10 protein-coding genes are annotated in these 13,149 nt (G+C 63.1%); 6 read left to right on the forward strand and 4 right to left on the reverse strand.

The features are described 5' to 3' along the window. Position 1: 1 nt before the first annotated feature. A complete protein-coding gene (locus MIC97_RS04300; protein WP_239798993.1) occupies positions 2-985 on the forward strand; it encodes a lipid A biosynthesis lauroyl acyltransferase in 984 nt (327 codons plus the stop codon). A 437-nt stretch (positions 986-1,422) separates the two neighbouring features. On the opposite strand, the gene MIC97_RS04305 is transcribed toward MIC97_RS04300, so the two are convergent. The 4 genes from MIC97_RS04305 to MIC97_RS04320 all read right to left on the reverse strand — a co-directional run bounded on the left by MIC97_RS04305 (position 1,423) and on the right by MIC97_RS04320 (position 6,482). Then, positions 1,423-2,340 carry a DmsC/YnfH family molybdoenzyme membrane anchor subunit gene (locus MIC97_RS04305; protein WP_239798994.1) on the reverse strand — a complete coding sequence of 306 codons (918 nt, stop codon included), beginning with the start codon at positions 2,338-2,340 and terminating at the stop codon, positions 1,423-1,425. Positions 2,341-2,343: 3 nt separating this feature from the next. After that, positions 2,344-3,102 (reverse strand): 4Fe-4S dicluster domain-containing protein, encoded by a 759-nt coding sequence (locus MIC97_RS04310; RefSeq protein ID WP_239798995.1) that lies wholly within the window; start codon positions 3,100-3,102, stop codon positions 2,344-2,346. Further along, on the reverse strand, positions 3,099-5,945 hold the full coding sequence (locus MIC97_RS04315; protein ID WP_239798996.1) for a molybdopterin oxidoreductase family protein: 2,847 nt from the start codon (positions 5,943-5,945) through the stop codon (positions 3,099-3,101). Before MIC97_RS04315 ends, MIC97_RS04310 begins: the two co-directional genes overlap by 4 nt. Positions 5,946-6,050: 105 nt before the next feature. Continuing rightward, positions 6,051-6,482: a L,D-transpeptidase gene (locus tag MIC97_RS04320; RefSeq protein WP_239798997.1), complete on the reverse strand. Its 432-nt coding sequence runs from the start codon at positions 6,480-6,482 to the stop codon at positions 6,051-6,053. A gap of 204 nt (positions 6,483-6,686) precedes the next feature. On the opposite strand from MIC97_RS04320, the gene MIC97_RS04325 reads away from it, so the two are divergent. The 5 genes from MIC97_RS04325 (at position 6,687) to MIC97_RS04345 (ending at position 12,987) form a co-directional block, all read left to right on the forward strand. Next, entirely contained in the window at positions 6,687-7,964 is a 1,278-nt protein-coding gene (locus MIC97_RS04325; RefSeq protein ID WP_239801026.1) for an acetylornithine deacetylase/succinyl-diaminopimelate desuccinylase family protein, read from the forward strand. Between the two features lie 99 nt (positions 7,965-8,063). Then, positions 8,064-9,542 carry an ABC transporter substrate-binding protein gene (locus tag MIC97_RS04330; RefSeq protein WP_239798998.1) on the forward strand — a complete coding sequence of 493 codons (1,479 nt, stop codon included), beginning with the start codon at positions 8,064-8,066 and terminating at the stop codon, positions 9,540-9,542. A 31-nt stretch (positions 9,543-9,573) separates the two neighbouring features. After that, positions 9,574-10,521 (forward strand): ABC transporter permease, encoded by a 948-nt coding sequence (locus tag MIC97_RS04335; protein ID WP_239798999.1) that lies wholly within the window; start codon positions 9,574-9,576, stop codon positions 10,519-10,521. 13 nt (positions 10,522-10,534) lie between these two features. After that, complete coding sequence (locus MIC97_RS04340) at positions 10,535-11,356, forward strand: ABC transporter permease (RefSeq protein WP_239799000.1); 822 nt, start codon at positions 10,535-10,537, stop codon at positions 11,354-11,356. Further along, positions 11,353-12,987: a dipeptide ABC transporter ATP-binding protein gene (locus tag MIC97_RS04345; protein WP_239799001.1), complete on the forward strand. Its 1,635-nt coding sequence runs from the start codon at positions 11,353-11,355 to the stop codon at positions 12,985-12,987. Before MIC97_RS04340 ends, MIC97_RS04345 begins: the two co-directional genes overlap by 4 nt. Positions 12,988-13,149: the final 162 nt, after the last annotated feature.

Consider the following 13,149-nt stretch of genomic DNA (forward strand, 5'->3'; position numbering starts at 1 on the left):
CTTGGCCTCCGGTTCAACCGGCAACTGGCGCCGCGAACTGAAGTTCCGCACCGCCCTGCGCTTTCGCAAATTCCGGCACTGGCTGGTGGCGAAGCTTGCCATCGGCGTCATGTCGGCTCTGCGCCTGCTGCCGCCGGACAGCGCGCTCAACTTTGCCGGCCGCGTTGCCCGCCGCATCGGCCCGCTGACCGGTCGCCACAGGCTGACGCTGGACAATCTGCGGCAGGCCTACCCTGAAAAGAGCGAAGCCGAAATCGAAGCGATCGCCCTCGACATGTGGGGCAACATGGCAAGGCTCGGCGCGGAATACATCTTCCTCGACAAGCTGTTCGATCTCGATCCGTGGTCCGATACGCCCGGCCGCATCGAGGTGTCGAAGGAAAGCATCGCGCTGTTCGAGCGTATCGCGGCCGACGAGCGCCCGCACATCATCTTCACCGGACATCTCGGCAATTTCGAGCTGCTGCCGGTGGCCGCGGCGACCTTCGGCATGAAGGTGACCGCCCTGTTCCGGCCGCCGAACAATCCCTATATCGCGGACTATATCCAGTCGATGCGCTCCTCCAGCATGGGCGAACTCATGCCGTCGCTCAGCGGCGCTTCCTTCGCACTGGCGTCGATTCTCGATCAGGGTGGCAATGTCGGCGTTCTGGTCGACCAGAAATTCATCAACGGTCTTGAAACAACCTTCTTCGGCCGCACCTGCCAGAGCAATCCGTTGCTCGGCATGCTCGCCCGTCATTACGAGTGCGACGTCTATCCCGCCCGTTGCGTGCGCCTGCCGGGAAACCGCTTCCGGCTGGAGATCGAGGAAAAGCTCGACCTGCCGCGCGGCCCGAAGGGAAATGTGGACGTACAGGCCACGACCCAGCTGGTTACCGATGTGGTGGAACGCTGGGTGCGCGACGATCCCGGCCAGTGGATGTGGTTCCACAAGCGCTGGCAGCTGAGCGGCAGACGTCGCGCCGTGCGTGGACAATCCTGATACATATTTAGCCGAAAAATTAGTTCGATAGCCTCCCGTCACGTCACTTCACCTTTGCAGGCGATGTGTTACACTGCGTGTGCAATGTTGGTCAGGGAGGCTCCATTGAGAACAACCAGAGATAGCAATCGCCCCCCAATGCTCTGGACGCCCTGGGGAGAACAGAAGATCACGCAGCCCGGCGAAAGGTTTGCCGCATTGAGACGGCTCGCGCTGAAACTGCGAAAAGCCCAGCATTTGAAGCTGGCGCAGGACAAGCGGGTTTCGACCTGAAAAACGGAACCTCAGGCAACCGGATACGCAGCGAACTGTATGAGCAAAAAGCTTCGCCTGAAGGCTGCGCGCTGAAGCGCGAGACCTCAGGAAAACGCAGCGTAAAATCCGAAAAGCAGATTTCGTAGGCTGAAACGGCGGGAAATTCCCGCCGTTTCCTGTTTTCAGTAGTAGTTCATCACCGCATGGCGGGCCTCGGCGAAAAACAGCCAACGTTCGGCGAGTATGCCGAGGACGAAGCTCAATGCCGCGAGAGCCGAGAAAAGGATAGCGAAAGCGCCGCCCGGCCCCATCGCGGCAGCGGCGACAAGCAGCACTGCCGGCATGATTGCTCCGGCGATGAGCGCCACGTTCCGGAGCTTTGCCGCATGCTTGCGGCCCACGCGAAACCCCATTTCGCGCGTCAGATAATTTTCGGTCATATGCGGACGCTCGAACAGCCGCACCTGTCCCATTGAGCCCAGTCCCGTCGCTGATTCGGGCGTGGACAGGGGCGAAAGCTCTTTCATGCGTGCGCGCCATTTCACCTTCACCACCCATGCAACGGCCAGCATCACCAGCGCTGCCACCGTCTTCAGCGGTGTGAGCATGCCGGAACAGGCTGCCAGAAACGCCGTAAAAACCAGCCCGCCTGCCGCCGAAAACAGCAGGAAGCTGGCAGGTGTCAGCCGCGTGTTCCATGCCTGCACGGAACGAAGCGAAGCATAGATCATGGCGGTGCAAATCACCGTGACGACGCTCATCACCGTGCCCAGCAGCCCCGGCAGCCAGACATAGCGGCTTTCGATGATCGCCAGCCATGCCGACCATGTGAGCGGGATAAAAGTAGCGATCGCCATTACCCCCTCGCGCGACAGCCAGCTTGAGCGCCACTGGCTGAGCGCCCGCCACGCCCGCTGCGGATTGCCGAGATGCGCGGTGGACGACAGAAGCCCCGCCGCGATCAGCATCAGCGCCAAAGCATGGCCCAGCTTGGTGGCGATATGGACCGGATCGAGCAGGCCAAGGCCGAGCATAGCCGCGAGACCATAGCCAAGGCCGGAAAGGGTCGTGAACAGGATGATGGACGGTGCCGGATGCAAATTTCAGATCCTGTCCAGCATCTTGTCCAGCCAGCCGAAGAAGCCGGTGGCATCGGTCGTGTCTTCCGAAAGAAGCCCTGCACTCGCATCAAGCGGCGTGCGCTTGCGCGGCGGCAGATATTTGTTCACCGGGCGCGTGCCCTGCTCCGGCATCAGGTCGATGCCGCCACGTTCGGCAACCAGCTTCGACACTTCCGAGCCGGGATCGCCAAGGTCGCCGAAATGGCGGGCATTGGCCGGGCAGGTGCGCACGCAGGCAGGCGTCCTGTCCGCTTCCTCCAGAGTCTCGTTGTAGATGCGATCGATGCAGAGCGTGCATTTCTTCATCACGCCGGCGGCAAGGTCCATTTCCCGCGCGCCGTACGGACAGGCCCATGCGCACAGGCCGCAGCCGATGCACTTGTCTTCCTCGACCAGAACGATGCCGTCATCGGCGCGCTTGTAGGAAGCGCCGGTCGGGCACACGGTCACGCAGGGTGCCGCCTCGCAATGCAGGCAGGATTTCGGGAAGTGCACGATACGCGCCTCTCCCGCCTCGCCCACGACCTCGCCTTCGGGAACGACCTCGAAGGAATGCACCCGGTTCAGCCAGGCGCCGGAAACCTCCGCCCCGTAAGGGTCCTGATCGGAAAGGGCCGCGCCATAGCCGCCGGTGTTCCATTCCTTGCAGTTGACCACGCAGGCATGGCAGCCGACGCAGGTATCGAGGTCGATGACGAGACCGAGCTTTTTCGGTGTGGGCAGGCCGGGGAGAGACGTCATTGCGCCCACTCCTGCCCGTAGCGCAATTCGGCCGGATGCGGTTCGGGCTCCGGCTGCGCCACCGGCGGCCATTGCGGTTCGCTGATACCACCGGCATCAGCCTTTTCGATCCGCACACGCAGATCATACCATGCCGCCTGCCCAGTCACCGGATCGGAATTGGACAGCCGCAATCCATCCTCACGCGGCGGCAGAAGGTCCGCGATCAGGTGATTCAAAAGAAACCCCTTTCGGGCTTCCGGCGCATTCGCGTCCAGCGCCCATGTGCCGGCCCGCTTGCCGATGGCGTTCCACGTCCACAGGGTCGAGGCGTTGACCGCCTCCATCCGCGCCACCTCAACCCGGATGCGGCCGTGATGCGAGATCACCCACGCCCAGTCACCGTCCTTCAGGCCAAGCTCGTCACAGATTGGGCCCGGCACGTAGAGCGGGTTGCGCGTATGGATTTGCCTGAGCCAGGCATTCATCGAGCCCCATGAATGATACATGGCGGCCGGGCGTTGGGTGACGGCGTGATAGGGATATTCACTGCGGTCCACCAGCGCCTCGCCAAATGGCCGATACCAGTCCGGCAGCGGGTCGAACGCCTGCAATATGCGCTCCCGATGCGTTTGGGGTGCGAACGGCGCGCGCAGTCCCTCGGCCGACAGCCGGAATTTCTGCAAATTCTCCTGATAGAGTTGGAATGTCACCGGCTGCGGCGTATCGAAGAACCCCATGCGCACGGCAAAGTCCTGATAAGCCTGGTTCGCATGCTTGAAGAACTGCGCTTCCATGGGGATATGCGCTGAAAAGAACGAGCCGTTTTCGATATAGCGCTGCAATTGCTGCCGGTTGGCCGCTCCCCTGCCGGCCTTGTCGCCATGCAACCCCCGGAATCCGGCAAGCGGCCCGATGCCCGGCCGCCGCTCATGGCGCACGATGTAGTCGGCGTAGTCCTTGTAGAGCGGGCGGCCAAGACCGTCGGAAAAACCCGGAAGGTTAAGCCGCGCACCAAGGTCGAGCAGCACCGTCTGGAACGGCCGCACGTCGCGGTCGGGTTCCAGAACCGGCCAGCGAATGGCGTCCTGCACGGCATCCGGTTCCGAGATCGGCCGGTCGAGCAGCGAAATGCAGTCGTGGCGCTCCAGATAGGTGGTGTCGGGCAGCACGAGGTCGGCATAGGCCACCATTTCCGAGGCATAGGCATCGGAATAGATGATTTTCGGGATGCGATATTCGCCTGTCGCCTCGTCCCTCTCCTCCAGCATCCTGATGGTGCCGGCCGTGTTCATGGACGAATTCCATGCCATGTTGGCCATGTACATGAACAGCACGTCGACCGGATAAGGATCGCCGGCATGGGCGTTGGCGATCACCATATGCATCATGCCATGGGCCGCGATGGGCGCATCCCATGAAAACGCCTTATCGATGCGGGCGGGGTTGCCGGCTTCATCGACCAGCAAATCCTCCGGCCCGCGCGGAAAACCGAGATGCGGCCCGGCCAGCGGCGTGTTGGAGCCGAAATGCTCGGCCTTGCCGTGCGGAGTCGGATGCGCCGACAGCGGCTTCGGATAAGGCGGCTCGAAGCGGAAGCCGCCGGGGCAATCCACCGCGCCGATCAGCACCTGAAGCACGTGCAGCGCGCGCGTGGTCTGGAAACCGTTCGAATGAGCCGAAAGCCCGCGCATGGCGTGGAACGAGACCGGTCGACCGACATAGCCCTGATGGCGTTCGCCGTTCATGTCGGTCCATGGCTGCCCGATGAAGATTTCCTCCTCGAAGGCGACGCGTGCGATTTCCGCCGCCAGCCCCCGGATTGTGTCCGCCGCGACCCCTGTTTCGGCACAGACGGCTTCGGGCGCATATTTGTCGTCCAGATATTTTTCAGCCAGAAGCTGGAACGACGGCACCGCGAAGCGCCCGTCGTCAAGTTGCACCCGGCCCGAAAGCCCCGCCCGCGCGCCTTTGGTGCCGGCCGGCACGATCTGTTCCGTCACCGTTTCGTGGACGAGCGGCCTGCCCTCGCCATCACGCGCGAACAGGCCGTGCTCTGCCGTGCCGGGCGCGTCGATCACCAGCCATGTGGCATTGGTGTAGCGCACCAGATAATCGACATCGATCCTGCGCGCCTTCAGCAATTCATGCACCACCGACAGGATCAGCAGGCCATCCGTGCCCGGCCGAATGCCGATCCAGTTGTCGGCCACCGCCGAATAGCCGGTACGGATCGGGTTGACAGAAACAAAGCGCGCGCCGCGCTTCTTCAGCTTCGCAATGCCCATCTTGATCGGATTGGAATCATGGTCCTCGGCCACGCCGAACATGACGAACAGCTTTGTCCGCTCCCAGTCCGGCGCGCCGAACTCCCAGAACGCCCCGCCGATGGTCATGATACCTGCCGCCGCCATGTTGACCGAGCAGAAGCCGCCATGGGCCGCATAATTGGGCGTTCCGAACTGCTGCGCCCAGAAACCGGTCAGCGATTGCGACTGGTCGCGCCCGGTAAAGAAGGCCAGTTTCTTCGGGTCGTCCGCACGAACCGCGCCCAGCCATTCGGCGGCGATGGCCAACGCTTCATCCCATGAAATTTCCTGAAATTGCCCGGAACCGCGCGGGCCCACCCGCTTCAGCGGCGCCCGCAGCCTTGCCGGCGCGTAATGCTGCATGATGCCGGCCGAACCCTTGGCGCACAGCACGCCCCTGTTCACCGGATGGTCGCGATTGCCTTCGATGTAACGGATCTTGCCGTCCTTGATATGGACGTTGATGCCGCAGCGGCATGCGCACATGTAGCAGGTGGTCTTGCGCACCTCATGCGCGACCGGCCTTGAAAGCGCGACACGCTCTCTGGGTTTCATCGGCAATGCTCCTCGCCCCAAGTGGTAGCCGGACGCGGCCGGAAAGGAAATGCCGGACGCCCGCCACAGGATACAAAATGAACAGGAGCGTTTCTGGTTGCCAGCTCAGTTGGTGACGACGATGCGGGTGTTCTTCATGCCCGCCTCTCGCACCAGCGCATAGAAAGTCGCCGCATTGCCGGTCTGCAGCCGCACGCAGCCATGCGAGGCAGGCCGGCCCAGCTGTTTGACAGCACCGGTGCCGTGGATGGCATAGCCGCCATGGTAAAAGACCGAATAGGGCATCGGAGACATGTCGTATTTGCGCGAATGCCACATCCTGTGCATGCGCTTGGGCCGCCATGTTCCGCGCGGCGTGACATAGCCCTTGCGCGCCGTGGAGACCTTCCATGTGTAGAGCACGCGGCCGTGTTTCCTGACCGTCATGGTCTGGGAGGAAATGCTCACCTTCGCCTCAAGCATTCCGGCAATTGCCTGAACCGGAGATCCCAGCATCATCGCAACCAACGCGGCTGCGGCAATCATGATTTTCTGCATCGGACACTCCCCTCTTTCAGCCCTTGTTCGCTAAAGTCTCTACATTTTCTTGTTTCCCGGACATCACCTTGCGATGATCTTCCCTATTTATTGAGAATTTACTGACACAATGCGCGACATTGATGCCTTTTGCCTTGCTGAACATACGGCTTGCCAAATCCCCCCGATCCTTGCTCAACTGCTGCCATGCAAGATCGAGTTCCCCTGCCTGAAAAGCTGCTTGAAGCCGTGGAAGCGCGCCGCGAGGAGGTGACGGCGCTGACAAGGGAACTGATCAGGTTCCCAACCGTCAATCCGCCGGGAGAAGCCTACACGCCTTGCGCGGAATTCATCGGAGACTACCTGAAACGGCACGGCTTCGGGGTCGAGTATATCCGTGGCGAAGGCGCACCCGGCGACACCGATCGCTATCCGCGCACCAATGTGATCGCCCGCTTCGACGGGCGCGTGCGCGGCCCGACCGTGCATTTCAATTCGCATATCGACGTGGTTGAAGCCGGCGACGGCTGGACGGTCGATCCCTTCGACGGCGTGGTGAAGGATGGCCGCGTCTATGGCCGGGGCGCCTGCGACATGAAGGGCGGGCTCGCTTCCTCCATCATCGCCGCCCTTGCCTTCATGCAGGTTTATCCGGATTTTCCGGGTGCCATCGAGATTTCAGGCACTGTGGATGAGGAATCCGGCGGCTTCGGCGGCGTCGCCCATCTGGCGAGGCTCGGCTATTTTTCGCCACCGAAAGTCGATCACGTCATCATCCCCGAACCGCTTAACAAGGAACGAATCTGCCTTGGCCATCGCGGCGTGTGGTGGGCGGAGATCGAGACGAAGGGCGAGATCGCGCATGGCTCCATGCCCTTCCTTGGCGACTGCGCCGTGCGCCACATGGGCGCGGTGCTGCAAGCCTTCGAGGATGAGCTGTTTCCGGCGCTGGACGCCAAGCGCACGGTCATGCCCGTGGTGCCGGAGGGCGCGCGGCGCTCGACCATGAACATCAATTCCATCCATGGCGGCCAGACCGACGATTTCCGGCCCGGCCTGCCCTCGCCCAACGTGCCCGACCGCTGCCGCCTCACCATCGACCGGCGTTTTCTGCTGGAAGAAAAGATCGGCGACGTGAAGCACGAAGTCGTCTCGATTCTCGATCGGCTGAAGCGCGATCGCCCGAAATTCGACTACGAAATCCGCGACCTGATGGAAGTGCAGCCAACCATGACCGAGCGCGATGCGCCGGTGGTCAGGGCGGTGGCGAAAGGAATCATGGCGCTGTTCGAGCGCGAGCCGGACTATGTGATTTCGCCCGGCACCTATGACCAGAAGCACGTCGCGCGGCTAGGCCACCTCTATGACTGCATCGCCTATGGCCCCGGCATTCTGGATCTGGCCCACCGCCCCGATGAATGGGTCGGCATCGACGACATGGTGGACGCAGCCAAGGTCATGGCCATCGGCCTCAACGTGCTGCTGCGCGGCGGCGCACATTGACGCGCCATACCGCAATGCACAAAAAGCGTGACAAAGGCGATTTACTCAGGGGCGATTCCGCGCTTTGATCCGCCACATCGGGAGACAGGGAGAAGACCGATGAAATCCTGGACATCTTTCCTTGCTGCGGCAGCGATCGCGACAGCACTGAGCCTGCCGGCTTTCGCCGCGCGTACGGATCTCGTCATCGGCATTCCGCTGGAGCCGCCTCATCTCGACCCGACCGCCGGTGCCGCCGCAGCCATCGATGAAGTGCTGTATGCCAACGTGTTCGAGGGGCTGACCCGCATCGGACCTTCCGGCGAGGTGTTGCCGGCGCTGGCCGAAAGCTGGGAGATTTCCGACGACGGCGCGGTCTACACTTTCAGGCTGCGCAGCGGCGTGAAATTCCATGACGGCAGCGATTTCGACGCCGAAGACGTGAAATTCTCGCTCGACCGCGCCCGCGCCGCGGATTCGGTCAACGCCCAGAAGATCCTGTTCGAGGCCATTGACAGCGTCGAAGCCGTCGATCCGGTCACGGTAAAAATCACGCTCAGGCATCCGCAGGGCGCTTTTCTCTACAATATGGGCTGGGGCGACGCGGTGATCGTGGCGCCGGAATCGGCCGGCACCAACAAGGAAAAGCCGATCGGCACCGGCCCGTTCCGCTTCGAAAGCTGGGCCAAGGGTGCATCCATCAGGCTGGCGAAGGCGGACAGCTACTGGGGTGAGCCCGCTTATCTCGACAAGGTCGAGTTCCGCATCGTTCCCGATGCCGCAGCCGCCGTGCCCGCCCTGCTTTCCGGCGACGTTCAGGCCTTCCCCTTCTTCCAGCCAGATGGCGTCGCCCAGATCGAGGGCGATCCGCGCTTCAAGGTGGAAGTGGGCGCGACCGAGGGCGAAACGCTGCTGACGATGAACAACAAGAAAGCGCCCTTCGACAAGTTGCAGGTGCGGCAGGCGATTTCCTACGCGCTCGACCGGCAGGCGATCATCGACGGCGCTTCGGCAGGTCTCGGCACGCCCATCGGCTCGCACCAGTCGCCTGCATCGAAAGCCTATGTGGACCTCACCGGCACCTATCCGCATGATGTCGCCAGGGCGAAGGAGCTGCTGAAGGAAGCCGGGCTGGAGAATGGCTTCAGGACCACCATCAAGCTGCCGCCGCCCTCCTATGCGCGTCTCGGCGGCGAGATCATCGCCTCGCAATTGCGCGAGGTCGGCATCGAAGCCGAAATCATTCCCGTCGAATGGGCGCAATGGCTGGATCAGGTCTTCACCCGCAAGGATTTCGACCTCACCATTGTCTCGCACACCGAGCCGAACGACATCGATATCTATGCGCGCAAGGACTATTACTTCAATTACGACAATCCGGCCTTCGACAAGGTGATCAGCGAACTGAACCTCATCTCCGACGAGGCGAAGCGCAACGAGCTGCTCGGGCAGGCGCAGAAAATCCTCGCCGACGATGCCGTGGTCGGCTTCCTCTACGAACTGCCGAAAGTGGGTGTATGGGACGCCAAACTCGAAGGCTTCTGGAAGGACGCTCCCATTCAGGCCAATGATGTGACGAAGGTGCGGTGGACGGACTGAGCGCCAATCCCCGCATCGGACACTCCATCCGATGACGGCCTATCTCGCGAAACGCCTCGCCATCGCCGCGATCACGCTGGCGCTGGCTTCCGTGGTGGTGTTCGCGGTGCTGGAGATCGTGCCGGGCGATCCGGCGCGCGTCATGCTGGGCATGAATGCCAGCGAAGCGCAGGTCGATCAGTTGCGCCAGCAGATGGGGCTTGATGGCGGCCCGGTGCAGCGCTACCTGCACTGGTCCGGCAATCTCCTGTCGCTCGATCTTGGCCGTTCCTACACCTACTCCGTGCCCGTCATCGATCTGATTACGGAGCGGCTCGCCGTCTCCCTGCCGCTGGCGTTGATCGCGCTGGCGCTCTCCACGGTAATCGCCATTCCGGTCGGGCTCTATGCCGCGTCGCGGCGTGGCAGGGCCGGTGACGCGATATCCATGGGCGCGGCACAGCTTGGCGTGGCCGTGCCCAATTTCTGGTTCGCGCTGCTACTGGTCTATCTGTTCGCGGTCTGGCTGCGCTGGCTGCCGGCCGGCGGTTTTCCGGGATGGAGCGCCGGCGTCTGGCCGGCTCTTAAAGCCCTGATCCTGCCGGCGCTTGCGCTTGCCCTGCCGCAGGCCGCCATCCTCGCCCGCGTCACCCGCTCGGCGCTGGTCGATGTGCTGTCGGAAGATTACATCCGCACCGCCCGCGCCAAGGGCATGCCGTGGCGCAAGGTGCTTTGGGGCCATGCGCTGCGCAACGCGCTGATCCCGGTCGTCACCATCATGGGCCTGCAATTCGCCTTTCTGCTCGCTGGCACCATCATCATCGAGAACGTGTTCTACCTGCCGGGTCTTGGCCGCCTCATCTTTCAGGCCATCACCCAGCGCGACCTGATCGTGGTGGAAAGCGTGGTCATGCTGCTTGTCGCCACTGTCATCGCCGTCAACCTGATCGTCGACCTGTCCTATGCGCTGGTCGATCCCCGACTCAGAAACCGGGCATGATGGGGAACCGGGCATGAAGGCGCTCACCAACCGCTCCCTGCTGGCCGGCTGCGTGATCACCGGTCTGATTGCCCTGATGGCGCTCGTCTCCTTCCTGTGGACGCCCTATGACGTGACGAAACTCATGGTGGCCGACCGGACGCAGGCGCCCTCGCTCGTCCACTGGTTCGGTACCGACCATTTCGGCCGCGACATTGCCTCGATGATCATGGTGGGTGCGCGCAATTCCATTGCCGTGGCGCTGGTGGCGGTCGGCATCGGCATGGGGATCGGCGTGCCGCTCGGCCTGTTCGCGGCGGCACGTGGCGGCCTGCTGGATGAAGCCCTGATGCGGCTGAACGACCTCGTCTTCGCCTTTCCCGCGCTTTTGTCGGCGATCATGATCACCGCCATTTTCGGCCCCGGCGCCGTCAATGCCATCATCGCCATCGGCATCTTCAACGTGCCGGTCTTCGCCCGCGTGGCGCGGGCCGGCGCGCTGTCGGTGTGGCCGCGCGAGTTCATTCTGGCCGCCCGCGCCGCCGGCAAGGGCCAGGCGCTGATCACCGTCGAGCACATCTTGCCGAACATCGCCAATCAGTTGCTGGTGCAGGGAACCATCCAGTTCGCGCTCGGCATATTGGCGGAAGCCGGCCTCTCCTATCTCGGCCTCGGCGCGCAACCGCCCATGCCGAGCTGGGGACGCATGCTGTTCGACGCCCAGACGCGCATGACCATCGCCCCATGGATGGCGCTGTTTCCCGGCATGGCCATCGTCATCACCGTTCTGGGGCTGAACCTTCTGGGCGACGGCATCGCCGACCTGCTCGATCCGAAGTCGAGGCGGCGCCGATGAGCCTGCTCGAGATCGAGAAGCTGTCGCTTTCCATCGGGGCCGTGCCGGTCCTGAAGGACGTCGACCTTTCCGTTGGGCAAGGCGAGATCGTGGCGCTGGTGGGTGAATCCGGTTCCGGCAAGTCGATGACGGCGCTGACCGTCATGCAGCTTCTGCCCCACGCCGCCCGCACGTCCGGACGTGTGCTGCTGGACGGATCCAATCTGCTGGAAGCCGGCGAAGAGCACATGTGTACGCTGCGCGGCGACGACATCGGCATGGTGTTCCAGGAACCGATGACCGCGCTCAACCCTCTCAAGACCATTGGCGAACAGGTGACTGAGGGCATACGCTGGCACACGCGCTCCAGCCGGGCGGACGCCGAGGAGCGCGCACGCCAGATACTCGACCGCGTCGGTCTGCCGGAGACGAAATTCCCGCTGTCGCGCTTTCCGCATGAACTGTCCGGCGGCCAGCGTCAGCGCGTGGTCATTGCCATCGCCTGCGCGCTGAAACCCCGGCTGCTGATCGCCGACGAGCCGACCACGGCGCTCGACGTTGTGCTGCAGGCGCAGGTGCTCGACCTTTTGCGCGATCTGGTGGCGGAAAACCGCATGGGCCTGCTGCTGATCTCGCACGACCTCGCCGTCGTCGCCGACATGGCCGACAGCATCAGCATTTTGCGCAACGGACAGGTGATGGAGGACGGCGAGACCGCACAGGTGCTCTCAGCCCAGACGCACCCCTACACGCGGCAGCTGGCGCAGGCCTCGACCCATGTGCCGGAAATCCGCGCCACAACCACGCGCAACAAGCCCGACAACACGCAAGCCCCGCTACTTGTCGTCCAAAAGCTCACCCGCGATTATCCCGGCCGGCGGCTTTCCCTGTTCCGGCGCGGCGCACCCACCCGCGCCGTAGACGATGTGTCGTTTTCCATCGCGCCCGGCCGCTCGGTGGCGCTGGTTGGCCGCTCCGGCTGTGGCAAGTCCACGCTGGCGCGCATGGTGCTGGCGCTGGACAAGCCAACCGCCGGCGAAATCCGCTTTGCGGGCGAAAGCCTCACCGGAATGAGCGAGGCCGACCTGAAGCCGGCGCGGCGCAACATGCAGGTGGTGTTTCAGGACCCCTACGGCTCCTTCGATCCCCGCCAGAGGGTCGAGAAGCTGGTGGCGGAGCCGCTGCATCTTCTTGAAAAGAAGCCATCAAAGGTGGAACGCCGCGAGATGGTCGCCTCGGCACTTGCCGAAGTCGGCCTCGGATCGGACGCGCTCGACAAATATCCGCACGAATTCTCCGGCGGCCAGCGCCAGCGCATTTCGATTGCCCGCGCCATCATCACGCGGCCGAAGCTGGTGGTCGCCGACGAGCCGGTGTCGGCGCTCGACGTGTCGATCCGCGCCCAGATCCTTGACCTGTTCGCCGATCTGAATGCGCGCCTTGGCATCGCTTACCTGTTCATCACCCATGATCTCACCGTCGCGCGGGCCATAACGGATGAGGTGATGGTGATGGAGGAAGGCCGCATCGTCGAGCGCGGCCCCACGCACGATGTGCTGGACAACCCGCAATCGGGCGCGGCACGAGAGCTGGTTGCCGCCGCTCCGGACCTCAGCCGCGTGCTGGCGCGCCGGCTGCGTGAGCAGGGCTAAAGCATGTCGCCCGAAAGTGGGAACCGGTTTCGGGATAACGACATGCGTAAAAACAGCAACTTAAAGCGTAAGGAGCGAATCTGAAAGATCGCAACACGCTTTAAGCAATTCCGGCAAAAGTGCGAAGCGTTTCTGCGTTTAGACGAAACGCGGAAACGCTCC

The organism is Aquamicrobium sp. NLF2-7, assembly GCF_022359935.1.
In the GTDB taxonomy this organism is placed as follows: Bacteria; Pseudomonadota; Alphaproteobacteria; order Rhizobiales; family Rhizobiaceae; genus Mesorhizobium; species Mesorhizobium lusatiense.

Bases quoted from the DNA above. Each gene is read 5' to 3' on its own strand.
- MIC97_RS04310 (WP_239798995.1), bottom strand. From the start codon at position 3,102: ATGACGTCTCTCCCCGGCCTGCCCACACCGAAAAAGCTCGGTCTCGTC.
- MIC97_RS04315 (WP_239798996.1), bottom strand. From the start codon at position 5,945: ATGAAACCCAGAGAGCGTGTCGCGCTTTCAAGGCCGGTCGCGCATGAG.
- MIC97_RS04320 (WP_239798997.1), bottom strand. From the start codon at position 6,482: ATGCAGAAAATCATGATTGCCGCAGCCGCGTTGGTTGCGATGATGCTG.
- MIC97_RS04330 (WP_239798998.1), top strand. From the start codon at position 8,064: ATGAAATCCTGGACATCTTTCCTTGCTGCGGCAGCGATCGCGACAGCA.
- MIC97_RS04335 (WP_239798999.1), top strand. From the start codon at position 9,574: ATGACGGCCTATCTCGCGAAACGCCTCGCCATCGCCGCGATCACGCTG.
- MIC97_RS04340 (WP_239799000.1), top strand. From the start codon at position 10,535: ATGAAGGCGCTCACCAACCGCTCCCTGCTGGCCGGCTGCGTGATCACC.
- MIC97_RS04345 (WP_239799001.1), top strand. From the start codon at position 11,353: ATGAGCCTGCTCGAGATCGAGAAGCTGTCGCTTTCCATCGGGGCCGTG.